This is a genomic window from Bradyrhizobium sp. USDA 4486 (assembly GCF_054057995.1).
In genome coordinates this window covers 883,138-906,813 of record NZ_JBSRZV010000001.1, presented here as the reverse complement: position 1 = coordinate 906,813, position 23,676 = coordinate 883,138, and the positions used below count along the sequence as shown (strand labels likewise).

16 protein-coding genes are annotated in these 23,676 nt (G+C 64.7%); 3 read left to right on the top strand and 13 right to left on the bottom strand.

Going from position 1 to position 23,676, the window contains the following annotated elements; translation table 11 throughout:
• Position 1 precedes the first annotated feature (1 nt).
• Together ACVWY3_RS04290 and ACVWY3_RS04285 are read left to right on the top strand one after the other, a co-directional pair.
• A complete protein-coding gene (locus ACVWY3_RS04290) occupies positions 2–499 on the top strand; it encodes a hypothetical protein (RefSeq protein WP_456837337.1) in 498 nt (165 codons plus the stop codon).
• A gap of 159 nt (positions 500–658) precedes the next feature.
• Positions 659–1,018 carry a hypothetical protein gene (locus ACVWY3_RS04285; protein WP_456837336.1) on the top strand — a complete coding sequence of 120 codons (360 nt, stop codon included), beginning with the start codon at positions 659–661 and terminating at the stop codon, positions 1,016–1,018.
• 41 nt (positions 1,019–1,059) lie between these two features.
• Here ACVWY3_RS04285 and flaF read toward each other — a convergent pair whose 3' ends face one another.
• The 4 genes from flaF to ACVWY3_RS04265 all read right to left on the bottom strand — a co-directional run bounded on the left by flaF (position 1,060) and on the right by ACVWY3_RS04265 (position 9,104).
• Positions 1,060–1,428 carry a flagellar biosynthesis regulator FlaF gene (flaF, locus tag ACVWY3_RS04280; RefSeq protein WP_027560338.1) on the bottom strand — a complete coding sequence of 123 codons (369 nt, stop codon included), beginning with the start codon at positions 1,426–1,428 and terminating at the stop codon, positions 1,060–1,062.
• A 391-nt stretch (positions 1,429–1,819) separates the two neighbouring features.
• Positions 1,820–4,060, bottom strand: a complete 2,241-nt coding sequence (locus ACVWY3_RS04275) for a DUF1522 domain-containing protein (protein ID WP_456837335.1) — start codon at positions 4,058–4,060, stop codon at positions 1,820–1,822.
• Positions 4,061–4,300: 240 nt separating this feature from the next.
• A complete protein-coding gene (locus ACVWY3_RS04270) occupies positions 4,301–6,541 on the bottom strand; it encodes a DUF1522 domain-containing protein (protein ID WP_456837334.1) in 2,241 nt (746 codons plus the stop codon).
• Between the two features lie 322 nt (positions 6,542–6,863).
• Positions 6,864–9,104: a DUF1522 domain-containing protein gene (locus ACVWY3_RS04265; RefSeq protein WP_456837333.1), complete on the bottom strand. Its 2,241-nt coding sequence runs from the start codon at positions 9,102–9,104 to the stop codon at positions 6,864–6,866.
• Positions 9,105–9,427: 323 nt separating this feature from the next.
• Between ACVWY3_RS04265 and flbT the strand changes: the two genes are divergently transcribed.
• Entirely contained in the window at positions 9,428–9,865 is a 438-nt protein-coding gene (flbT, locus tag ACVWY3_RS04260; protein ID WP_407118440.1) for a flagellar biosynthesis repressor FlbT, read from the top strand.
• A gap of 71 nt (positions 9,866–9,936) precedes the next feature.
• Here the strand turns inward: flbT and ACVWY3_RS04255 are convergent, their stop codons facing one another.
• From ACVWY3_RS04255 to ACVWY3_RS04215, 9 genes are all read right to left on the bottom strand, one after another.
• On the bottom strand, positions 9,937–11,430 hold the full coding sequence (locus tag ACVWY3_RS04255; protein ID WP_456837332.1) for a pyridoxal phosphate-dependent decarboxylase family protein: 1,494 nt from the start codon (positions 11,428–11,430) through the stop codon (positions 9,937–9,939).
• Positions 11,427–12,680, bottom strand: coding sequence for an ATP-grasp domain-containing protein (locus ACVWY3_RS04250; protein WP_456837331.1), 1,254 nt, complete (start codon positions 12,678–12,680; stop codon positions 11,427–11,429). Before ACVWY3_RS04250 ends, ACVWY3_RS04255 begins: the two co-directional genes overlap by 4 nt.
• Before the next feature lie 2 nt (positions 12,681–12,682).
• Entirely contained in the window at positions 12,683–14,305 is a 1,623-nt protein-coding gene (locus ACVWY3_RS04245) for a hypothetical protein (RefSeq protein ID WP_456837330.1), read from the bottom strand.
• A 10-nt stretch (positions 14,306–14,315) separates the two neighbouring features.
• Entirely contained in the window at positions 14,316–15,098 is a 783-nt protein-coding gene (locus ACVWY3_RS04240) for a hypothetical protein (protein WP_456837329.1), read from the bottom strand.
• A gap of 71 nt (positions 15,099–15,169) precedes the next feature.
• Entirely contained in the window at positions 15,170–17,062 is a 1,893-nt protein-coding gene (locus tag ACVWY3_RS04235; protein ID WP_456837328.1) for a flagellar protein, read from the bottom strand.
• Positions 17,063–17,083: 21 nt separating this feature from the next.
• Positions 17,084–18,967 (bottom strand): flagellar hook-associated protein FlgK, encoded by a 1,884-nt coding sequence (gene flgK / locus ACVWY3_RS04230; protein WP_456837327.1) that lies wholly within the window; start codon positions 18,965–18,967, stop codon positions 17,084–17,086.
• Positions 18,968–19,002: 35 nt separating this feature from the next.
• On the bottom strand, positions 19,003–21,285 hold the full coding sequence (locus ACVWY3_RS04225; protein ID WP_456837326.1) for a flagellar hook-basal body complex protein: 2,283 nt from the start codon (positions 21,283–21,285) through the stop codon (positions 19,003–19,005).
• Positions 21,286–21,550: 265 nt separating this feature from the next.
• Positions 21,551–22,063 carry a peptide-methionine (R)-S-oxide reductase MsrB gene (gene msrB / locus ACVWY3_RS04220; RefSeq protein WP_456837325.1) on the bottom strand — a complete coding sequence of 171 codons (513 nt, stop codon included), beginning with the start codon at positions 22,061–22,063 and terminating at the stop codon, positions 21,551–21,553.
• 87 nt (positions 22,064–22,150) lie between these two features.
• Positions 22,151–23,608, bottom strand: a complete 1,458-nt coding sequence (locus tag ACVWY3_RS04215) for an NAD(P)/FAD-dependent oxidoreductase (RefSeq protein ID WP_456837324.1) — start codon at positions 23,606–23,608, stop codon at positions 22,151–22,153.
• Positions 23,609–23,676 lie beyond the last annotated feature (68 nt).

Below are 23,676 nucleotides of genomic sequence, written 5' to 3'. Positions count from 1 at the left end.
GATGAACCAATTCACCGCCGCACGTCAGCCGATCCAAGCGCAGCGCCCGAACGGCGCGCCCGGCAGCATTGAAGCGCGCAAGCTCGCCGAGAAGCTGATGGATGCGATGAACGCCCTGCTCGGCCTGATCGAACGCGAGACTGAGCTAGTTCGCGCCGGCAAGGTCCGCGAGGCAATGACGCTCGAGAGCAGGAAGCAGGAGCTGTCGCGCAATTATGTCGTCGCTGTCAGCGAGCTGAAGGCCAACCAGGCCCAGCTGGCGAAATCCGCGCCCGAGCTGCTCTCGACGCTGCATCGCCACCACGATGCGTTCCGCGCCATGCTCCAGGTCAATCTCACGGTGCTTGCGACGGCGCACGCGGTCTCAGAGAGCGTCGTGCGCGGCGTCAACGCCGAGATCCAGAAGCGCAACGTGCCGAACACCTATACGGCTGCAGGACGCCGCGCCGCTCCCGGGCCGCGCCACATCACGCCGCTCGCGGTCAGCCGCTCGCTCTGAGCGCGCGCAACAACAATTGACAATTTTACGAAAACCCGCGCGGCGACATCGTCGCGCGGTTAGGCACGTTTGCTTACCCGGTCTTTAATCCTGGTGTTCCATGGTTGCGCATTGAGAGGGGTTGGGATTTGACTCACGTAAGGCAACCAGGAGGCTGCCATGAGTACAGATTTCAGCATCCGGCCGGTGGGGATCCCGGCCCCCGCGCAGATCGTCCCGACGTCGAATTCGGCGGCGAACGAGGCCGTGCAAACTGATTTGCCGGTGAGCCAGACGGTCGCCGCGAGCGATACCAGCGCGGCCGCGCGCAACGATCTCCAGAACAATCAGAACATCTCGCGACAGGTCGTGTTCGACCAGGCGGCCGCCTCGTTCGTTTTTCAGGTAGTCAACGAGAAGACCGACGCAGTGGTCAACCAGTTCCCCGACGAGGCGATGCTACGCCGGCGGGCCTATTTCCATGCGGAGGATCTGAAGGCCCAGCCCTCGCGTCCGCTCAATACGGACCTCAGCGCCTGATTGGCTCAGGCTGTCGGCCAAGGCCGACGACCGTCACGTCCTCACGGACGGCCGGACAGACCGGCAGCAATATTGCGGTTGATCTCGATCAGCGGGCGGAAGTGATCGAACTGCGGGCTCATCTGGAGCGCGGCAGTCTGGCTCAGCACGAACACGCTGATGTTGGCGATCTTCTGCCGGACGTCGAGCGGCTGCGGATTGGTGTCGCGCATCGCCTCGCTGAGGAAGATCGTCCAGAGCTTGCGATTGAACATCAGCGCCTGCATGGTCTGCTCGCTGAGGGGATCGGCGCTGTTGACGGCATCCTGAAGCTTGTTGGCGGCCTTCAGCAGGGTCTGCGCTTCGATGTCGCGGGGGGAGGCGGTGGTCGTTGCGACACGCGCGTAGGCCGAGGCAGCGGAATTCGACATCAATCACACCTTGGAGGTTTACCTAGCCCGTTGAACGCGCTTAAGGATTTCTTTCCCAACCCTAGGCAGCACCGCTTAAGATTTGCTTACGTGTCTGCTTGGAAGCCCTCCGGACTATTACGGTCACGGAGTCCTTCGTCATCGCGAAGCTAGATGTACACATGCGCGCTGTAAACACGCTTCGCACGATGCGCATCGATCTCGGCTAATCCTGCCTTAGCGATCTCCATAAAAACGGCGGAGCATAAGCCCCGCCGCGACGTTACGATTCAATTTCCTGCGCCACGAAACTAAAGCATGATCCGGAAAAGTGCGAAGCGGTTTTCCGGAAAGATCATGCGTAAACTACAACCTAAAGCGCGATGACGATTCATCCAAATCTCATCGGGCTTTAGCGGAGCAGCTGCAGCACGCTCTGCTGCGACTGGTTGGCCAGCGACAGCGCGGACACCGCGATCGACTGGCGGGTCGACAGCGCCTGGCTGTTGGCGGCTTCCTCGTTGGTATCGGCGAGCGTCAGGTTGGACGAGCCGGTTTGCAGCACGTTGATCAGGTTCTTCGAGAAGTCCTGACGCACCTGCACGATCGAGAGGTTCGAGCCAAGCGCGGAGCCTTCCGAGCGCAGCGTGCTCGAGGCCGCATTGAGGCTCGCCAGCACCTTGTTGGTCGCACCGTTGTCGATGAAGTCGACGCCGTTGACGAGATTGCTGAGACCGAGGCCGGCCGCGTTGAACACCACGCCGTTGATGCTGAGCGTCGAAGAGCCGGTCTCGTTGAAGACGAGCTTCAGAGTGTCGCCGTTGAGCAGGTTGACGCCGTTGAACGAAGCGTCCTGCGAGGTGGTGTCGATCTGCGCCAGGATGTTGTTGAACTGGTTGACAAGATTGGAGCGCGCCGTCTGCGCCACGGGATCCTGGATCGGCGGCTGCGCGGTGGTGAAGGCAACCGTACTGGTGATCGTGCCGCCGACGACGCCGCCGGCGGTGACCGAGCCGAGCGTCGAGGAGGCGTATTCGTTGACCGTGGTGATCGTGAGCACGCCGTTGGCGTCGATCGTCGCCGTCAGGTGGTTGGCCTGAAGCTGGTTGTTGAGCTGGTCGAGCGTCTTGACCGTCCCGTTGGTGCCGTCACCGAAGGTGACGTTCACGGGCTTGCCGCCGTTGAAGGAGGTGAAGGTCAGCGTCTTGCCGGAAATGCTGCCCGGACCCGGCGCGCGGCCCGCGGTAAAGGCGGTGCCCGTGCCGGTCGGACCGGTCAGTCCGAACGCGGACAGCGCGTTGCCCGTTCCAGTGATCGACAGATCGGCGGTCGTGCCGGTGCTGAGCTTGAGCGCACCATTGACGACCGAGGACAGCGATGAACCGCTCGCCGCGACCACGGCGCCGGCGCTGACCATGCCGGCGCCCGAGGCCAGGTCGACCGCGTTGAGCGAATCCTGGACGGTTGCGCCCTGGAGATAGACTATGGAATTGCCATTGTTGTCGGTGACGATGTTGCCGATCTTGGTCGACCCCGTCGGCGCGGCGGCAGGGACGGCCGCGTTCTTGAACGTGACCGTCTTGCCGTCGACGTTGAGCGTGGAGCCGTCCTGAACCAGCGTGCCCAGCGTCGACGGGTTGGTCAGACGCGCCTTGGTCACGTTGACATTGCCGGAGCCGGTCGCGGTGGTCAGGCCCAGCGCCTTGAGGAAGTCGGCCTTGCCGGTGATGCTGAGATCGGCGCCGGTGCCGGTGGTGAGGGTGAGCTGGCCACCGGCGATGGCGGCGTTGGTGCCCGAAGAGTTCGACAGCGTTGCGGTGCCGCCCGCGATTGCTGCGGTTTGCACACCGCTTGCAAGATCGATCGCGTCCATCACGTCCTGGACGGATGCAGCCGGGGCGGCGTTCGTTCCAAGATAAACCGTGGAATTGCCGTTGCCATCGGTGACAACGTTGTTGTTCTTGCCGGAGCCGGCGGGCACGTTGGCGATCGCAGGCGCAGCCCCGGCCCTGAAGGTGATGGTCTTGCCGTCGACAATCAGCACATCGCCGTCGGATGGCGCGCCGTTCGCCGCGATGGTGGTGGCGCTCGGCGTACCGAGCAACTTGAGATTCGGCGCAAGGCTTGCCGCGGTGCCAGCACCGTCGGGGGCGGCGTTACCGGTCAGCGCTTGCGAAATGCCACCGAGCGTGGTGCCAGTGGTGATCGGAGTCGTACCGCCGGCCGTGCCGTTGGTGACGACGTTGCCGGTCGCCGTCGCATAAGTGTAGCTCGTGGTGCCGCGCAGATCCGCCGGCGTCGCGCCGGGGATCGTGGTCGAGATGTTCGACTTGGTGGAGTAGCCGACCGTGGTCTGGAGGGCCTGGTTGGCGATGGACTTAGCGCTGTCGATCAGCTTCTGCAGCGAGGTGATGCCGGTGTTGGCCGCCTGCAGAACCTGCACACCGTTGTTGATGCCGTCGAGCAGGTTGCTGATGTCGCTCGCCCGGTTGTCCAACCCCTGCGCGGTGAAGAAGTTGGTCGGATTGTCGAGCGCCGTGTTGACCTTCTTGCCGGTCGATAGGCGCGACTGGGTGGTTGCCAGCAGGTCGGCCGTTGATTGCAGCGACAACAGGTTCTGGCGAACTGACGCCGAGAGAACGATGTTGGACATTGGCGGTCTTCCTTTTGAACCGGATACGAATCGGGCTCGCCGATCTGGAAAGCGGGCTTTTGTCGAGTTTTAGGGGCTGTCCTTTAAAGTATGGTTAACGGCGACTTAAGGGTTAGGGTTAATGCCCGGTTAGCGCCCTCCCCGCCTCGGAACGTCGGCTCCATCGAGCCCTTTCACGAACAAAAAACGGCGGGGCCGAAGCCCCGCCGCCGGTTTTAGTTCCGTGATTTCAGACGCTTATTAGCGGAGCAGCTGGAGCACGCTCTGCTGCGACTGGTTGGCCAGCGACAGCGCCGAGACCGCGATCGACTGGCGGGTCGACAGCGCCTGGCTGTTGGCCGCTTCCTCGTTGGTGTCGGCCAGCGTCAGGTTGGACGAGCCGGTCTGAAGCACGTTGATCAGGTTCTTGTTGAAGTCCTGGCGAACCTGCACGACCGAGAGGTTCGAACCGAGCGTCGAGGCTTCCGAACGCAGCGTGCTCGAGGCTGCGTTCAGCTTGGCCAGCACCCTGTTGGTCGCGGAGTTGTCGATGAAGTCGGTGCCCTGCACCAGACCAGCCAGACCCAGACCCTTCGAATTGAAGGTCACGCCGGTGATGTTCAGGCTCGACTTGCCGGTCTCGTCGAATACCAGCTTGAGCTGGTCGCCGTTCAAGAGGTTCACCCCGTTGAAGGACGAGTCGACCGAGGTCGTGTCGATCTGCGACATAATGTTGTTGTACTGGGACACCAGGTTGGAACGGGTGGCCTGGGCAACCGGGTCGACAGTCGGCGTCGTCGCGTTGCTCCAGGTCAGTGAGGTCGTGATCGTGCCCCCGATCGTGCCACCAGCGATCACAGATCCGATCGTCGAGGATGCATAGTCGTTAGTGGCCGAGATCGTGAGCAGGCCGTTGGCATCGATCGTGGCCGACAGGTTGTTGGCCTGCAGCTGCGTGTTGAGCTGATCGAGTGTCTTGACCGTGCCGCCCGTGCCGTCGCCGAAGGTGACGTTGACCGCTGTGCCGCCATTGAAGGAGGAGAAGGTCAAGGTCTTGCCCGAGACGCCGCCGGCCGAGGCGGCACGGCTCGCGGTGAAGGCGGTGCCGGTGCCGGTGGAGCCGGTCAGGCCGAGCGCGGACAATGCGTTGCCCGAACCTGTGATCGACAGGTCCACGTTCGCACCGGTCGAGAGGTTGAGCGCGCCGGCCACGATCGACGAGTTCTTGGCGCCTGCGGTCGTCTGCAGGGCACCGGAAGCACCCGCCGTCTTGACGGTCTGCACACCGGTCGCAAGATCGATGGCGTTCAGAACGTCGTTGACGGTGCCGGCCTGAAGGTAAACGGTCGAGTTGCCGTTTCCATCCGTGACCAAATTGCCGACCAGGGTGGAACCCGTTGCGACTGTGGTGGGCGTCGCCGCGTTCTTGAACGTGATCGTCTTGCCGTCCACGTTCAGCGTCGAGCCGTCCTGGATCAAAGTGCCGAGTGTGCCTGCGGCGGTTGAGCGCGCCTGGGTCACAGTGACGGTACCGCTGCCCGCCGCCCCGGTCAGGCCTAGGGCCTTCAGAAGGTCGGCCCGGCCAGTGACGCTGAGATCAGCACCGGTACCGGTCGTGAGGGTAAGAACACCACCTGCGCTAACGGAAGCCAAAGTGCCCGAGCCGGCGACGACGGCAGTACCACCGGCGTTAAGTTTCCCAGCTCCGGTCGCCAGATCGATCGCATTGAGCAGGTCCTGCACCGAGCCGGTCGGAGCCGTGGCACCCGTGTAGACGGTAGAGTTTCCGTTGCCGTCCGTAACGATGTTGCCAACCTTGCTCGAGCCTGAGGGCGCCGCGGTCGGAACGTCGGCCGACTTGAAGGTGATCGTGTGCCCATCGACCGTCAACGTCTCGCCGTCCGAAGGCGCGCCCTTGGCGGCAATGGTTGTCGCTGAGGGGGTGCCGGCGAGCGTCAGGGTCGTAGCCAGTTTGGCCGCAGTTCCTGCGCCGTCAGGCGCCGCGGATCCGACCAGCGAAGCGGACCCGCCGCCGAGCGTGGTTGTTCCGGTCGCAACGGTGGTACCGCCCGCACTACCGTCGAACACCACGTTCGAGAGAGCGGTCGTGCTGGTGTAGGTCGTGGTGCCGCGCAGGTCGGAGGCTGTCGCGCCCGCAATCGTGGTCGAGACGTTCGACTTGGTCGAATAACCGACCGTGGTCTGGAGCGCCTGGTTGGCGATCGACTTGGCGGAGTCGAGCAGCTTCGACAGCGAGGTGATGCCAGTGTTGGCGGCCTGGAGCACCTGCACGCCGTTGGCGATGCCATCGAGCAAATTGTTGATGTCGCTGGCGCGGTTGTCGAGCGACTGGGCCGTAAAGAAGTTGGTGGGGTTATCCAGCGCCGTATTCACCTTCTTGCCAGTCGACAGACGCGACTGGGTGGTGGCGAGGAGGTCGGCGGTGGACTGGAGAGAGAGCAGGTTCTGGCGAACCGACGCAGAGAGAACAATACCGGACATAACTCTTACCCTTCTGGTTTACGCGTCTTCGTTCGATCGCTTCGGATCGAGTGACGGGCACAGCCTGCGCGGACATGGCTAACAAAGGGTGAAACCTGCTCGCGAGCCGTAAGCGCCGGTTCACCATAAGGCTCAGAAAGCGGGTCAAGATCGGTGACGATCAAGCTGAAACTCCTCACGTTTTTCCCGCGTTTACTCCCTGTTAACCATAACCGACAGTTACTTTTAGAGTTTTAGAGCCGCCAGAGCACCTCTCGATGCAAAAAGAAAGCGGCGGAGCCGAAGCCCCGCCGCCATGACTTGATCGCGATGTCAGCCGCTATCAGCGGAGCAGCTGCAGCACGCTCTGCTGCGACTGGTTGGCCAGCGACAGCGCGGAGACCGCGATGGACTGGCGGGTCGACAGCGCCTGGCTGTTGGCCGCTTCCTCGTTGGTGTCGGCGAGCGTCAGGTTGGACGAGCCGGTCTGCAGCACGTTGATCAGGTTCTTGTTGAAGTCCTGGCGAACCTGCACGACCGACAGGTTCGAACCGAGCGTCGAGGCTTCCGAACGCAACGTGCTCGAGGCCGTGTTCAGCTTGGTCAGCACCTTGTTGGTCGCGGCGTTGTCGATAAAGTCGGTGCCCTGCACCAGACCAGCCAGACCCAGACCCTTCGAGTTGAAGGTCACGCCGGTGATGTTCAGGCTCGACTTGCCGGTCTCGTCGAACACCAGCTTGAGCTGGTCGCCATTGAGCAGGTTGACACCGTTGAACGAGGCGTCCAGCGACGTGGTGTCGATCTGCGTCATGATGTTGTTGTACTGGTTCACCAGGTTGGAACGGGTGGCCTGGGCAACCGCATCAGCAACCGGCGCGGTCGCGTTCGACCAGGTCAGGGCCGACGTGATCGTACCACCGATCGTACCACCGGCGGTGGCAGATCCGATCGTCGAGGACGCGTAGTCGTTGGTCGCCGCGACTGTGAGCAGGCCGTTGGCGTCGATCGTGGCCGTCAGGTTGTTGGCCTGCAGCTGCGTGTTGAGCTGATCGAGCGTCTTGACCGTGCCGCCGGTGCCGTCGCCGAAGGTGACGTTGACCGCCGTGCCGCCATTGAAGGAGGAGAAGGTCAAGGTCTTGCCCGAGATGCCGCCGGCCGAGGCGGCACGGCTCGCGGTGAAGGCGGTGCCGGTGCCGGTGGAGCCGGTCAGGCCGAGCGCGGACAGCGCATTCTTGGTGCCCGTGATCGACAGATCCGCGTTCGCACCAGTCGAGAGGTTGAGCGCGCCGGCCACGATCGACGAGTTCTTGGCGCCTGCGGTCGTCTGCAGGGCACCGGAAGCACCCGCCGTCTTGACGGTCTGCACACCGGTCGCAAGATCGATGGCGTTCAGAACGTCGTTGACGGTGCCGGCCTGAAGGTAAACGGTCGAGTTGCCGTTTCCATCCGTGACCAAATTGCCGACCAGGGTGGAACCCGTTGCGACTGTGGTGGGCGTCGCCGCGTTCGAGAACGTGATCGTCTTGCCGTCCACGTTCAGCGTCGAGCCGTCCTGGATCAAAGTGCCGAGTGTGCCTGCGGCGGTTGAGCGCGCCTGGGTCACAGTGACGGTACCGCTGCCCGCCGCCCCGGTCAGGCCCAGGGCCTTCAGAAGGTCGGCCCGGCCAGTGACGCTGAGATCAGCACCGGTACCGGTCGTGAGGGTAAGAACACCACCTGCGCTAACGGAAGCCAAAGTGCCCGAGCCGGCGACGACGGCAGTACCACCGGCGTTAAGTTTCCCAGCTCCGGTCGCCAGATCGATCGCATTGAGCAGGTCCTGCACCGAGCCGGTCGGAGCCGTGGCACCCGTGTAGACGGTAGAGTTTCCGTTGCCGTCCGTAACGATGTTGCCAACCTTGCTGGAGCCTGAGGGCGCCGCGGTCGGAACGTCGGCCGACTTGAAGGTGATCGTGTGCCCATCGACCGTCAACGTCTCGCCGTCCGAAGGCGCGCCCTTGGCGGCAATGGTTGTCGCTGAGGGGGTGCCGGCGAGCGTCAGGGTCGTAGCCAGTTTGGCCGCAGTTCCTGCGCCGTCAGGCGCCGCGGATCCGACCAGCGAAGCGGACCCGCCGCCGAGCGTGGTTGTTCCGGTCGCAACGGTGGTACCGCCCGCACTACCGTCGAACACCACGTTCGAGAGAGCGGTCGTGCTGGTGTAGGTCGTGGTGCCGCGCAGGTCGGAGGCTGTCGCGCCCGCAATCGTGGTCGAGACGTTCGACTTGGTCGAATAACCGACCGTGGTCTGGAGCGCCTGGTTGGCGATCGACTTGGCGGAGTCGAGCAGCTTCTGCAGCGAGGTGATGCCGGTGTTGGCGGCCTGGAGCACCTGCACGCCGTTGGCGATGCCATCGAGCAAATTGTTGATGTCGCTGGCGCGGTTGTCGAGCGACTGGGCCGTAAAGAAGTTGGTGGGGTTATCCAGCGCCGAGTTCACCTTCTTGCCGGTCGACAGACGCGACTGGGTGGTGGCGAGGAGGTCGGCGGTGGACTGGAGGGAGAGCAGGTTCTGACGAACCGATGCGGAGAGAACGATACCGGACATACTGTTACCTTTCTGGTAGCTACGCGTCCTGCTTGACCGAGATTGATCAAACGACGGCCGGACGGTGCCTTCGAGCCTCTAACAATCCGTGAAATGAAGCCGCCGGTTTGTCCGCGTCGGGCCCCAAGCGTCGTCCCGCACGCTTGCAGCGCAGCTCTTTGCAACCACCCAAGCCATTGACATCGCTACGTTCTTCAACGCGGGCGCGAATCTTTACGACCCGTTAACCACATTCAGCAAGGATTGGACCCAAATCAGGGCCGGCAGTTGTCGTTCACTGGGACGCGCGCCGCTCGTTACAAAAGGGTTGATGGAGAACAGGCATGGCTCTCAAGGTCGAGCTCAAACCGCACGAACGCATCATCGTCGGTAACTCCGTGATCACCAACACGGACCAGCGCGCGCGTCTTCTGATCGATGGCGAGAACGTGCCGATCCTGCGCGAGCGCGACATCCTCACGCCGGAGACCGCCGACACCCCCGCCAAGCTCGTCTATCTGGCGGTCCAGCTGATGTACATCTCGCCGGATCCGCAGACCCAGCACGGCACCTATTTCAACCTCGTGCGTGACATCGTCACCGCGGTGCCGAGCTCCTGGCCGATCATCGAGGGCATCAACAACAACATCATGAGCGGCGATCTCTACCGGGCCCTCAAGGAGGCCCGCAAGCTGATCGCCTATGAAGACAAGCTGCGCGACCAGTACGAGGCCACGCATCCCAAGAACGATATCAAGAGCGACGTCAGCTCGGCCGCCTGAGCGCTTCGCGCATCTGAAAGCAAAACGCCCCGGACCAGGTCCGGGACGTTTTGTCTTGAGCGATCTTGATGTCACTGCGACGCGAGCGGTGGTGCCTCGACCTCGATCACGCCGCCGCGCTGCGCGCCGAACTTGAGCACGGCCGCAACCAGCGCATCGATGTCGGTCTCCTCGGTGCGATGATTGACGATCGCCGCGCGGATCGCGAACCTGCCGTTCACCGTCGTGCTCGACGGTGCCGCGGCGCCGGACTCCTGGATGTCGGCGACGATGTCGCGGTTGACTGCGTCGCCTGCGCGATAGCGGAAACAGACGATGTTGAGGTTCACCGGCGCCAGCAATTCCAGCCGCGGCTCGGCCAGAATGCGCGCCTCCAGATATTTTGCCAGCGCGCAGCTTCGCGCGATCACCGCGCCGAGGCGATCGGTGCCGAACGTCTTCAGCGTGAACCAGGTCTTCAGCGCGCGGAAGCCGCGCGACAGATCGGGGCCGAGATCGCAGGGCCAGACCGTGCCGGCCGCAAGCCCCCTCGCTTCGCGGCTGAGATAGGCCGCCGGTTGCGCAAAGGCCTGCCGATGCTGCTCGCCGTCGCGCACCAGCAGGAAGCCGGCATCGTAGGGCACCTGCCCCCATTTGTGGAAATCGAGCGCGATGGAATCGGCGAGCTCGATGCCGCAGAGCAGTGGCGCGAGCTCGGGCGAGAGGATCGCGAGCGCGCCGAAGGCCCCGTCGACGTGAAACCAGATGCCTTCATCGCGGCATAGCTGCGCAACCGCCCTGAGGTCGTCGATCGCGCCGATATCGACCGTGCCGGCGGAGGCGACGACGAGGAACGGCTTGAAGCCAATTTCGCGGTCGGCGGCGATCTGCGCGCGCAGCGCGGCGACGCCGATGCGATGATCGGCGTCGACATCAATCTTGCGCAGCGCATCGGTGCCGAGCCCGGCGATGTCCATCGCCCGCGAGACGCAGCCATGCGCGGCCCGCGAAGTGTAGGCGGTGAGTAGCGCGCCGTCATTGCCGATGCCGTGCTGCCGCGCCAGCGTACCGAGCACTGCCGTGCGCGCCACCAGCACCGCCATGAGATTGGCCATCGACGTGCCCGTGACGAAGATGCCGCTCGCGCTGTCAGGAAAGGCGAACAGGCTACGCATCCAGCCGACGATCTGGCGCTCGACCTCGATCGGCATGTGGTCGCGCCCGCCGAGATTGGCGTTGAGGCCGGCCGCGAGCATCTCCGCTAGCATGCCAACTGCGGTGCCGCCGCCATGCACCCAGCCCATGAAGCCGGGATGGACGTTGCCGGTCGTATAGGGCGCGACATGCGCCGCGAATTCGCGATAGACCTCGGCGAGCTCCCTCGCCCCGCGTGGCACGTCGCTCTTCAAGGCCGCGCGGACCTCGTCGGGAATCGGCTGCCACACCGGGCGCGAGCGAATGTTGGCGATGCCGTCGATGGTCTCGTCCAGCATGCGATGAGCGAGCGCGCGGAATTCGCTCCAGTCCTGCGGATCGAGCGAGCCGTTCGTGACGGATCTCTGCGTGTTGCGGATGATCTCGTTCATGCTGCACGCTCTGCGCCGGCCTTGGCGTGCCGCGACAGCATCGCGGTGAACGCGGCAAAGATCTTGCGCATCTGCGGCGGCTTGTAGGGAAACACGGCCGGCGGATCCATGTTGTGCACGACGGCGGTGTTGTCGGCTTCGAAGACCAGCAGCTCGCCATCGCGATTCTCGGCGCAATCGACGATGAAATAGTCGAGGCCGACGCGCTTGCACATCTCGTCGAGCGCGCCGCGATGACGCGCAGCGAAAGCGTTGTCGAAGTCGAGCATGAAGGCGGCTTCTTCAGCCCGCTTCTCTTCGCTGAACGCCATGTAGGCGTTGAGATACCAGATGTCCCAGCGGTCGGCGATCGCCATGTGGCAGGCGTAAGGCTTGCCGTCGACCATGGCGAGACGATATTTGCGATAGAGCCCGTCGGGGTTCGCATAATCGACGAAACGCGCGACGAAGAAGTCCTGCTCCTGCCGCTCGGCGAGATAGGCCTTGAGCGCCGCTGCATCGTCGACCTTCACGAGCCCGACGCCGGCATGCGTGCCGCGTGGCCGCACGATCATCGGAAAGCGCAGCTCGCCCGTGATGTCCGCGCAAGCGATCTTGCCTTCGAGTAGGTCCGACAATTGCGCGCGCGTCGTGTGGACGGTAACGGGAATTTCGAGACCGGGGATATCTGCCAGCAGCCGGTACAGCTTGTCACGATCGAGATTGCCGATGAGCTCGGGGCGATTGAGCAGCGGCCGCGGCCAGCGCGGCGCCGCCTGCTCGATCACCGCGAGTGTCTCGCGGCATTCCTCGGAATCGGAAGCGACCACGATGGCGACGTCGTGATCGGGCAACGTCTCGGGCAGACCGACGCCCTTGACCACATAAAGCGTGAGCAGCTCGATGTCGGAGCCTTCGAGCAGGAATTCGATTGGGGTGTTGCCGCCCATGTCGATATCGGCCGCGAGCGCGAGCACGCGCAGGCGCGGCTTGGCGACCGCGCACGGCGTGCGAAACAATTGGTGGAAGGCGAGCACCTCGGTCTGGATCACGAGCCCGGCCTCCTTCTCGCCGAGAAGCTGGGCAATCAGCGACAGATCGAGGCCCTCGCCCGCCTCCGCCGTTCCCTCTGCGATCCTCGCCAGCAGATGCTCGCGCAAAGGATGCAGATCGCCGCCCTCGAAGGCCCGTCGCGTCAACTGCGCAAAGCCGATGCGGTCGGAATAGTTCGGCGTGGTCACGCTATCAGGCGCGGAAACAGGATGCAGCATCTTCAACCCTCGAGCACAAACTTCCCCGGCGCAGCCGTGGCGCGGTCAAGCAGCAGCTCGATCTTCACCAGAACGTGCGCGATGCGATCGAGCACATGCTGCAAATTACGTTGCGCCTGCACGGCATCCGCCGACCAGGTTTCGGTGATGAGCCGCGCGCCGACGCAGAGCCGCAACGTGGCCTGCGGCGCCTCGCCCTGCCGCTCCAGCCGGACCGGCTGGCCGATCAGGCAGCGTTGTGCGGCGACCTGCCGGTCCGCCGCGCTGCCGCTCAGTTCCTCGCCCATGTCGCGCGCCAGCGCCCGATGAACGGCACTGGTCTCGGCAAGCGGGACAGGTTTGTCGTCGCGCAGCAGCGTGAACGGAAAGATCGTGGCGTGGGCGAATTCCTCGTCATCCGCGCCGATGTTCTCGGTTGCCGCCGGAATGGCACGCAGCGACGGCGACAGCGCGAGCATGCTGTCGATGCCGATCGCAAGCTCGGCCAGCGCCCTGGCGCGGAATGCGCCGGGCACGGCGTAGTACCTGCAGATTTCGGCGAGCGCTGCTTCCCAACGCAACCACTGACCGAAATTCGGCCGGCGCTCGAAGCGAGAGCGCAGTGCCGTCCAGGCCGTCGGCCAGTCGCAACGGGCGGCATAGTCGAAAATGCCCGGCGCGATTGCGCCGATCCGGTCGATCGACCGCGACAGGCCTTTCGGCACCAGCAGCGCGCCGCTGAAGGCGGGTCCGCCGAAGAACTTCGAGCCGGTCATCAGCACCATGTAGCCGCGCTCGAGGTAGCAGCGTAGCCGGCGGCGGCCGAGCCGCGCCTGACAGGCATCGACGACCACCTGAACCTTGCGCGGCCAGCGCCGCGCGATGTCATCGAGGCAGGCAGCACTCGGCGCGCGCCAGCCGAGTTTTGACGAATCCATGATGTGCAGAAGAACGCAGCGGTCTTGCGCGAGGCTGGTCTCGATGGCGCGCATGACCGCAGCATCCGCATCCGGGCGCATCGCGACGCCGGAAGCGGCATCCAGCAGCGGCACCGCGATGCTGTCGCCGGCAAGACCGGCGACCGCAGCATCCTTGCGCACCGCAACGCCGCTCGCCGTCATCGCGCTGAAATGGTGTCCACGCGCGGTATGAAGCGTGCCGCTGCCGGTTTGATCCGCGCCGACCACGATCGTCACCGGCGAGGCGCCGAGCACCGCGTGAGCCAGGAACAGCGCGTGGAGTTGGGAGTCGGTGCCGGACGGCGAGAACACGATGTCGACGCGCGGCGAGAGCTGGAGATGGCCGCGCAGCTCCTCGCGCATGCTCTCGCAGCGCGCATCGAAGGCGATTTCGACCTCGTCGAACAGGCACCTGTGCATCAGCTCTTCGCGCGCGAGCGCCGCACGGTCATAGGCCGCTTGCGAGATCGTCGACGCGGTCGAGGACGCGAAATTCCAGATCTCCGGCTCGGGCGAGGCCGCACAGCCATAGGCGTTGAGGCGATCCCCGGGATCGAGCGCAAGGCGCGGGTCTCCGCCGGAGGACAGCAGCGTGTCCAACGACGTGAAGAGATCGCGCAAGCGATAGCGCGAGCCGCCATCGGGCGCGCGTTCCGAAGCTGACAGGCGGGATGCGCCGGTGCTCATCCCGCAGGGCTCATGCCGCGTCGGCCGCCGCCGCTGGCGCGGCTGCGAATTGCGAGGCGATGTCGCCGTGGAACACCGATGGCCCGACATGGTCGAGCGAGCTCTGGATGTCGGCCCAGATTTCCCCGCCGATGTCGGTCCAGCGCTTGCAGAAGGCAAAGTCCTCAGAGAGATACGTGCCGGTCGCGGGATCAATCATGCATTCGAACAGCGCAAACCGGTTTTGGCTCGCCGCCAGCGCATCGTGGGAATGCTCGCGGAAGAATTGCAGATTTGCGTAGGCCGGATGACGGCACATCGCCTCCAGCACGTGGCGGCGGATCATCAGGAAGCCGGTGCCGGCGTAGCGCACGCGGGTAAAGCCGTTGACGACCACGATGCGGTCGGGGTCCTCGACCTCGAGCACGTAGTCGAGGGCGGCGGCCGGCACGTCGGTGCGGCCGGCCTCGATCGCCCGCTTCGCCTTGTCCCAGTTCACCCGCTTGATCGGATAGCAGCCGGCAACGACGTCCGCCCCGCACTCGATCAGCCGGAACACCTGCTCCGGCCTGAAGCCGATGTCGGCGTCGATGAACAGGAAATGCGTCGCCTTGGGATCGTCCAGGAACATCGCGACCAGATTGGCGCGCGCGCGTGTGATCAGCGCATCGCCGTCTCGCAGGTGCACCTTGAGATCGAGATTGGACATGCCGTGCACGGCGCGCTGGAGCGCGAAGATCGAGCTGGCATAGATGCTCGAGACCTGGCCGCCGAAGCACGGCGTCGCCGCCACCAGCTGCATCCTCCCCGACATCGGCCGCTCCGCCCCGCTCCAATCCTCACCAAGAGGTAAAGAGGCATGGTTAACGACGCCTTAACGCTTCCTTACAGGAACTTGACGAGCGAGAGCTGAGCGAGGTTCGAGGTCACCTGGTAGGATGCCTGCAGCGCATTCTGGAGCGCCAGGATCTCGCTCGCCACCTGATCCTGCGGGGCCGATTCGGCCTGGTCGATAATGGACTGCAGCTGCGCCTTGGCCTGGGTCTGGCGCGTGGTCGCGTTCTTCATCGTGTTCTGGGCCATCGCGATGTCGGTCTGGATGTCCTCGATGCGCTGCTGCCCCGGCTGCTGGGTCAACGCCTGGGTCGTGCGCAGGCTCAGCGCTGCGACCTGCCCGCCGGAATACTGCCCGCCCGGGGTCGTCGAAAACGTGCCGAACACGGCAATCGCCTGCAACTGCCGGCGGATCGCGTCCTCGTTCGCCTGCGCGCCATACTGCACCGTGACGGAATCGTCGACCCGCGCGACCGCAGTCGAGCGCGGCGAACCCGGCCCGTCATTGCCTTGGTACCATTTGATAGTGTTGGCCGAGCCGTTCACCAGAGTGGTGGCCGAGCTCGCCGGCGAGGAGCCGACGCGCAGCGGCGGCTGCGTGGCCGTGATCGGTGACGAGGGGAAGCCGAGCGAAGTCAGCGCTGCCGCATTTGGGCTCGAGATGTTCAACGTGGCGGCGTCGTCGGTGTTGATCGTGATCACGCCGCCATGAATCGTCGACGGCTTGGAGGTGCCCGTGATCTGGTCGATCTTGCTCATCAGCGTCTGGATGCTGTCGGTCACGTTGAGCTGGTTGCCGGTCGCCCCCGAATTGACGAAGGTCAGCGTGGTGCCGTTGACGGTGATGGTGTCGCCGGCGGAAAAGCCCGGCGTGATCGAGTCCGATCCACTTGCGCCGGACAGCGCCGTCGCGCCAGTGGCGATGTTCGAAGCGGGCGGGACCACCTGATTGGTGACCGCCGCCGTTCCGGTCACCGAGCTTGCCGTGTTGAAGAAGTTGTCACCCGCGGTGACAGCGGAGGCCGCCACAAGCGAGGTGTTGGCAAGCTTTTTGATCGCCGTGTTCAGCGCCGTGTTGAGATTCGCCGCGGTATTGTTCGGGTTGACCGGGACGCTCGCATCGATGGCGAAGCTGCCGAGCGGCGTCGGCGTCGCCGACGACGCAGTCAGGTCGATCTGCTCGGTCGTGCCGTCCGGCAGCGTGAACTGGACGCTCAGCTTGTCGCCGTTGTTCGGATTGACGCCGTTGAGATCGACCGAGAACGACACCGGCGAGCCGCTCGGGCCGGTGACGGTCGCCCCAGTCAGCGTCGAGGACACCGCCTTGATCTTGAGCCCGAACGGCGACCCGGCGGCGTCCTCCGCCACCTTCACCGAGCTCGGCGTCGGCTGCGTCTGCACCAGGCGCCCCATGCCGTTGGCGCCGAGATCGGCGGCCTGGCGCTCGGCCATGACGGTCTTGAAGCCCGCCTGCGTCGTGGTGCCGTTGATGATGTCCCCGGCGTTGGCGACCGGCTGGGTGTTGTACGCGGTCCCGGAAAACAGATAGCGGTTGCCCGACTGCGTGTTCAGCACGCCGACCATCGAGCCGAACTGGGCTGCGGCCGTGTTCTGCGCCACCGTCTGTCCGTTGACGTTGAGATCCTGCGCGGTGCTGGCCGAACCCGTCTGGGTGTTGGTGCGAATGGTCGTCAGCGACTGCAGCGCGGTATTGGCGAGGTTGATGTTGACGTTCACGTTGGTGATCGTGTCGGTATAGGCGGCGATGTTGGAGAGCTGCGAGCGCCCGGCGATCGCAAATCCCTCGTTGGTGCCCATGCCGGAATAGTTCTGCGACAGCTTGCCGGTCGAGAGCTGCGTCGACAGATCGGTGAGCTGCTGGTTGATGTTGCGGATCTGCGCGCCGAGGACCGACGAGGAGTAGTTGATGCTGCTGATCGACATCTTTCAGAGCCCTGTTACTTGCTACGCTTGAGCCTGGATCAACGTATTCATCATGCTCTGCACCACCGACATGACGTGGGCGTTGGCGGCATAGGCATTCTGAAGCTGGATCAGGTTCGACATTTCCGAGTCGAGGTTGACGCTGGAGGTCGAGTTGAACTTGGCCTGGAGCGTCGAGACCACGACGCTCTGGCCCTGCTGGAGCTGGGTCGCCTGCGTCGCGGCGTTGCTCTGGATGCTCAGGAATTGCTGCAGGTAGTTCGAGACGCTGCCGGTGAAAGGCTGGTTCGCGGAGCCGAGGCCGGTCGTCGGCGAATAGGAGAACACCGCATTGGTGAGCTGCGAGTAGAGATAGTCCGAGCGCGTGGTGTCGCCAGCGGGCGTCACCGGCGAGGTGTTGTAGACCGACAGCTTGGTCGGATCGGCCACCAGCTGCGTGTTCACGGCGATGCGCCCGGCAAGGCCGGTCATCTGCGAGCCCGATGCCGTGATCGCGCCGGTGTAGAGCGCCTGCCCGCCGTCGGTGAACAGCGCCAGTTGCGGATTTCCCGAGGCCAGCGCCGACATCGTCTTGGAGGTCGAGGCCGAATTGACCTTGGCAAGGCCGGTATTGTCATCGGTGACCCGCAGCGTCGTCGCGGTCGCCGGCGGCGGCGCGGCGGAGAACGACAGATGCGAGCCTGACAGCGCGGTGTTGAGCGCGGAGGCGATCGCACCCATGCCGCCGGAGAAATTGACGCCGACCCGCACCGGGTTGGCATTGGTGGCGTTCTGGAGCGGCAGCGCCGCCGGATCGGTGACGTTGACGAGCGTGATCTGGCGCTGGGTGTTGGTCGCCGTGTCCGTGTAGGTGATGTTGACCGTGTTGCCGGCTTGCGCGCCGGCAAGGTCCAGGTCGAAGCCGGCCGGCGGACCGGAGACCGCACTGCCGGCGGTGGTCTTGTCGGACAGCGCGCTCGACATCGTGGCAGCGAGCTGGTCGATCTGGGTCTGCGCCTGCACCAGCGTCTGGTCGCGCAGCTTCAGATCGGCCGCGATCTGGCCGGAGGAAACCACGTTGTTGGCGACGACGTCGAGCTGCGAGCCGTTCGGCAGCTTGATGTTGAATGCGCCGACCCCGGACTTGGCGGGATCGGTGTTGTAGAGCGAGGTCGCCGACAGCGCACCGGCGGAAGCAAAGGAGAATTGCGAGGCGAGCCCGGCCCCGACCAGCTGGATGCCGGTGGTGGTGTAGATGTTGGCCTGGTTGGAGCCGTCGGTGGTGACGCGCACGTCGACATATTTCGACAGCGTGTTGATGGCTTGGTCGCGCTGATCCATCAGCGTCGCGGCGGAGGGATCGTTGGCCGAAAGGCCCTGGAGCTTGGTGTTGATGTCGGCGACCTTCTGCATCGCCGCGTTGGCCGCCTGCGCCGAATTGCCGAGATCCTGCTCGACATTGGAGCGCAGTGACTGAATGCCCTTGGTGGTGACGTTGAGCTGCTGCGCCAGCGCCTGGGCGGCGCTCAGCGCGACGGTCTGCGCCGAGGACGCGCCCGAGCTCGTCGACAGCGCCTGGAGCGAGGAGGTGAACTTGTTGAGCGCGCTTTCGAGCGTGCCGTCGTTGCCGGGCGTACCGTAGACATTCTGAAGCTGCTTCAGAATGTTCGCCATCTGGTCGGCATAGCCGCTGCCGCCGGTCTCGGTGCGCAGCTGGTTCAGCACATAGGTGTCGAGCTCCCGGCTGACGCCGGTCGTCATCGCCGTCGAACCGAAATCGCCGGTGGTGACCTCGATCTGGTTCGGGGTCTGGACGACGTAACCCGGCGTCTGCGAGTTGGCGACGTTCGAGGAGACGATCGAGAGCGCGGCCTGGTTGGCACGCAGACCGCTCATCGCACTGGCGAGGGCTGAACTCAAACCCATGTGTACTTACCGCCTTTGGTTACGTCACGCGCCGATCAGCGCAACACGTTCAGGAGGTCCTGCACCATCGAATTGGCCGTCGTGATCACCTTGGTGTTGGCCGAATAGGCCTGCTGGGTCACGATCAGCTTGGTGAACTCGTCGGCGATGTCGGTGTTCGAGCCTTCCAGCGACGAGCCGCTGATGGTGCCCGAAGCGCCGTCGATCGCAGGCCCCGACTGCTCGGTCGCCGCATAGGCGCCGCCGTCGAGAGCCTTGAGATAGTTGGTGCCGTTGAAGTGCGACAACGAGACCTGGGCAAGGTCGAGGTTCTGGCCGTTGGAGAAGGTGCCGACCACGAGGCCGTTGTTGTTGACGGCGACCGAGCGGAGCTGACCGGCGGCGTAGCCGTTCTGGGTGATGGTGTTGATGGTCACTGCGCCGCTGGTCGAGGCATATTGCGTCAGGCCGCCCGAGGAGATGTTGAAGGCGAGCGAGCCGAGCGACTGGCCGCCGACGCTGACATTGTTGATGGTGACGCCCGAGCCGCTCGGCGAGGTCAGCGAGCCGTCGGCGGCGAAGGTGAAGGCCTGCCCGGTATTGACCCAGCCGACCGTCGTGCCGGTCGCGTTCGGATCGGTCTGGTAGAACAGGTTCCAGGTGTCGGAATGGCCGGTGCCCAGCGAGGCGCTGTCGGTCTTGGCCCAGCGCAGCTGCAGGTTCACCGGCGTGCCCGCGGCGTTGTAGGCGGTGACCGCACCGCCGCTGATCGATTCCTTGGTGAAGGTCGCGATGTCGTTGCCGATCACGCCGCCGGTGCCGGCCGTGCCGCCACCGCCGCGGTTCTTGGAGATGGACGACGTGAAGCCGAGCGCCGCGAAGGCGCTGCTGTTGTTGCTGGTCACCGTCAAGGTGGGATTGGCGATGCCGGTATTCAGGGTGATCACGCCGTTGCTGATCGAAGAACCGCTCGCACCGCTGAGCGCGTCAATCTTCTGGAGCAGGGTCGCGATGTCGTCAGTAACGTTGATCAGGTTCGGGGTCGAACTGGTGGCGCCGGAGTTCACGAAGGTGATCGTATTGGGGCCTGCCGTGCCGTTGACCTGGATCGTGTTGCCGGCCACGAAGGGCGTCGAGAGGACTTCCGGCCCGCCAGGCGTCGCGCTACCGCCGAGCACTGTAGCGCCCGTAATCGCGGGGGTGGACAGCACGTTACCACCGCGCGTCACGCTGCTGACGCCGAGCAAGCTTGCCGCGGTGCCGCTGATCGTGACGTCGGCCGTGGTGCTGGTTGTGATCTGGATGTTACCGCTGGAGTTGATACTCACGTTCGCGGCGGGAACGCCGGCTCCAGACGCGATCGCGTTGAGGACATCCGACATCAGCGAGGTGGTGGGCGACTTCAGACCAATTGTGGTGACTACAGGAGGGCCTGCAGCCGTCGAAGTGCCCGAGACGGTGTTGTCGAAGTCGATTCTCTGGCCGTTGACCGTCAGCGACTTGCCGGCCAGATTGGTGAGAAGGCTGGTGTTGAGATGCGGGGACACGGCGGAATCGAGCGACGTGCTGCCAGTTGCCGCAGCCGAAGCGCTGTCCTGCAGCGCCACGGTGCCGGTCGCAGTCGTCGCCGTATAGGCTGAGCGCAGATTGCCGGTCGCCGCTGCGCCGGAGATGGTCGCATTCGTATACGGCGGCGGCGGCGTGCCGACGATCAGCGGGCTGGCGGCGAAATCAGACGGGTTCAGCCCGCCGGCTGCCAGCAGCGTACCGCTCGCGGCAGTCGAGCTCGCCGCCGTGTTCGGCACGCTCGGCAGGTTCGCGGCGTATTGGATCGAGGTGGTCGCCTGCGCCGGGATGAAGTTGTTCTGGAATTTCAGGACGGTGGCGACGTTGCCAGTGGGGTTGCCGGTCTTGGGGTCGACCGTGGTGCCCATCAGGTAATAGCCGGCGCCGTTGACCAGATTGCCGTTGGCATTGAGCTGGAAGTCGCCGCGGCGGGTGTAGTAGGTGACGCCGCTGAACACCGGAACGTTGTCGACGACGCCGGTTGCCTTCTGGATCGAGAAGAAGCCATCGCCGGTGATCGCCATGTTGGTGGCGACGGAGGAGGACGAGATCGTGCCCTGCGTGGTGATGGTCGCTTTCGCGTTGGCCGTCACGCCGCCCGCGACCTGCTTACTCGGAACCGAGGCGTCGGGAATGAGATCGACGAAGCTGGTGCCGATGCCTTTGTAACCGGTGGTGGATGAGTTCGCGATGTTGCCTGAAATGTTCTGCAGCGCGTAGGACTGCGCCTGCAGGCCACCCACCGAGGTGTTCATTGCATCGAAGATACCCATACCTTTGTCTCCAAATCCGATCCCGGCGGCCGGTCGACCATGGCCGCAGTCGGAAGAGACAGTCGCAAGGGCTATGCCAATGCGGGTATTTTCATGAAATCAACGACTTAACGAAAAAGCCCCGATCCGATGACCGGGGCACAATTGCCGGGACCGGCAACAATTGCCGGGAGATGGGGTCATTCCGGAGCCGGTCCGCAGGACCGAATCCGGAACCTCGAGATTTCGATGCTGGCGCATCGGTCCGGAATGACTGCGCCGAGAGCTACGTCGCCGACGCCGCGGCCGGGTGGAAAACCAGCCCGAAACCGTCGATGCAGTAGCGTAGTCCCGTCGGCTTCGGACCGTCGTCGAAGACGTGACCGAGATGGCCGCCGCAACGCCGGCAGTGCACCTCGGTGCGCACCATGCCGTAGGTGCGGTCCTCGGTCTTGCCGACATTGCCTTCGATCGGCTGGTAGAAGCTCGGCCAACCCGTGCCGCTCTCGAATTTGGTGTCGGACGCGAATAGCGGCAGGTCACATCCGGCACAGGCGAAAATGCCCTTGCGGTGCTCCTTCAGCAGTGGGCTGGAGCCGGGCCGCTCGGTGCCGTGATTGCGCAGGATTTCATATTGCTGCGGCGTCAACTGCGCGCGCCATTCGGCCTCCGTCTTCTCGATCTCGAACTTTTCGGCGGCCTTCTCGCCTGCCTCGGCCGGAGATCCTCTCAGCCAGCGGAAGGCGGAAAGGCCGAACAGGCCGGCGGCAGTCGTTAGCAGGATGCGGCGGTCAAACATCTCATTCTCCGTGCGCGGGAGTCCACGCCCTGAGATACGGGCTCTCCCGACCGACGTTACACGTCCGAGCGGAATTTTTCGCGTGGCTTATTGCGAGACGCTGGTGTCCTCCGGAACCGGTTCCACGGCTTCCGGCGCAGGTTTCGGTGCCGGGGCCGGCCGAGGCCGCACGCCCGGCGACAGACGGCGTGGACCGGTGCCGGCGGCGCGGTTGGCTTCGGCCAGCCGTGCCTCGCGTTCCCGGTCCTTGACGCTGGCACGCTCGCGATAGCGCGCGAGCGACCCCGCGACGGCGGAACTCGCCCTGCCCCAGAGCCCGACCAGTTGGCCGGCGACACGACCGGTCACGCCGCCCGCCCAGACCAGCTCGAACGGCGAGAACAGCTTCCAGCGTTCATCGCCCCACAGGATGCTGCGCGCGATCAGCTGCCCGGCCATGGCCGAGGTGTTCATGCCCTGGCGGCCGAACCCGCTCGCCACCCACAGTCCCTTGCGCAACTGGCCGATCTGCGGCATGCCGTGCACGGTCTGGCCGGTGGCGCCGCCGAACATCTCGGTGATCTCGACATCGCCCAGCGCGGGGAAGATGCTGCGGATGCGCCGCCTGACGCTGCCTGCAAAGCGCTGCGGGCGCGCGGCCCAGGTGGTCTCCGGGCTCTCCCACATCAGCCGGTCGCCGTCGATGATGCGGAAATGGTCGACGCCGTCGGAATCCATCACCGCCCCCTTGAACGCGATGATCTCGTGCACGCGCTCGCCGAGCGGCGCAGTAATGCCGGCATAGCGCCAGACCGGCAGCAGCGTCTCCGACAGCCGCCGCAAGGGCGCGCCGAGATGGATGTTGCCGGCGAGCACAATGTGGGTCGCGCGCAGCCGCGCCGAAGGCGTGACGATGCGCTTGCGGAGGCCGGAATGATCGATGCTGACCACCGGCGTCTCCTCGAAGATGCGTGCCCCTGCCCGCCGCGCCAATGCCGCAAGGCCGTGCACATATTTGCGTCCATCGACCTGGAACGCCCTCGGATAGTACACGCCGTGGAAGTAACGATCGGTCTTGAGCGTCTCGCGGACGCGATCGACCAGCCAGCCCTCGACCTCGGTCTCGAAATCCTCGCTCAGCATCTGCAGCCGGCTGATCAGCCGGTCGCCGGCATCGACGTTGGAGACCTCCAGCACGCCTTCGCTGAGGCCCATGCCCGCGATATTCGCCTCGCTGGCGTTGGCGCGGACGAACTCGGCGCCCTCCTTCGACAGTGTCCACAGTTCGCGCGCGTCCTCGAAGCCGATCCGCTCGATCAAGTCGGTGAGCGGCAGGGCGAAGCCCGGCGTCACGGTGCCGAGCTGGTTGCCGGAGGCGTTCCAGCCGACATGGCGGCCCTCGAGCACCGCGACGCTGGCTCCGAGCCGGGCCGCCTCCAGCGCGATCGACAGTCCGGCCAGCCCGGCCCCGATCACGCAGATGTCGGCGTCGAGATCGAACGACAGCCGCACGCGGTCGCGAAAGCCGGCTTCCTGCTGGGACACGCTTGTGAAAGTCTCGCTCATGCAGTTTTCTTAGAGCATGATCCGGAAAAGTGTGCAGCGGTTTTCCGAAAAGATCACGTTCAAAACAA

What these genes read in the sequence shown, in the direction of transcription:
- flaF (WP_027560338.1), bottom strand. Translation starts at nt 1,428, where the DNA reads ATGTCGAATTCCGCTGCCTCGGCCTACGCGCGTGTCGCAACGACCACC.
- ACVWY3_RS04240 (WP_456837329.1), bottom strand. Translation starts at nt 15,098, where the DNA reads ATGTCGGGGAGGATGCAGCTGGTGGCGGCGACGCCGTGCTTCGGCGGC.
- ACVWY3_RS04245 (WP_456837330.1), bottom strand. Translation starts at nt 14,305, where the DNA reads ATGAGCACCGGCGCATCCCGCCTGTCAGCTTCGGAACGCGCGCCCGAT.
- ACVWY3_RS04255 (WP_456837332.1), bottom strand. Translation starts at nt 11,430, where the DNA reads ATGAACGAGATCATCCGCAACACGCAGAGATCCGTCACGAACGGCTCG.
- ACVWY3_RS04290 (WP_456837337.1), top strand. Translation starts at nt 2, where the DNA reads ATGAACCAATTCACCGCCGCACGTCAGCCGATCCAAGCGCAGCGCCCG.
- ACVWY3_RS04265 (WP_456837333.1), bottom strand. Translation starts at nt 9,104, where the DNA reads ATGTCCGGTATCGTTCTCTCCGCATCGGTTCGTCAGAACCTGCTCTCC.
- flbT (WP_407118440.1), top strand. Translation starts at nt 9,428, where the DNA reads ATGGCTCTCAAGGTCGAGCTCAAACCGCACGAACGCATCATCGTCGGT.
- ACVWY3_RS04270 (WP_456837334.1), bottom strand. Translation starts at nt 6,541, where the DNA reads ATGTCCGGTATTGTTCTCTCTGCGTCGGTTCGCCAGAACCTGCTCTCT.
- ACVWY3_RS04225 (WP_456837326.1), bottom strand. Translation starts at nt 21,285, where the DNA reads ATGGGTATCTTCGATGCAATGAACACCTCGGTGGGTGGCCTGCAGGCG.
- flgK (WP_456837327.1), bottom strand. Translation starts at nt 18,967, where the DNA reads ATGGGTTTGAGTTCAGCCCTCGCCAGTGCGATGAGCGGTCTGCGTGCC.
- ACVWY3_RS04215 (WP_456837324.1), bottom strand. Translation starts at nt 23,608, where the DNA reads ATGAGCGAGACTTTCACAAGCGTGTCCCAGCAGGAAGCCGGCTTTCGC.
- msrB (WP_456837325.1), bottom strand. Translation starts at nt 22,063, where the DNA reads ATGTTTGACCGCCGCATCCTGCTAACGACTGCCGCCGGCCTGTTCGGC.
- ACVWY3_RS04275 (WP_456837335.1), bottom strand. Translation starts at nt 4,060, where the DNA reads ATGTCCAACATCGTTCTCTCGGCGTCAGTTCGCCAGAACCTGTTGTCG.
- ACVWY3_RS04235 (WP_456837328.1), bottom strand. Translation starts at nt 17,062, where the DNA reads ATGTCGATCAGCAGCATCAACTACTCCTCGTCGGTCCTCGGCGCGCAG.
- ACVWY3_RS04285 (WP_456837336.1), top strand. Translation starts at nt 659, where the DNA reads ATGAGTACAGATTTCAGCATCCGGCCGGTGGGGATCCCGGCCCCCGCG.
- ACVWY3_RS04250 (WP_456837331.1), bottom strand. Translation starts at nt 12,680, where the DNA reads ATGCTGCATCCTGTTTCCGCGCCTGATAGCGTGACCACGCCGAACTAT.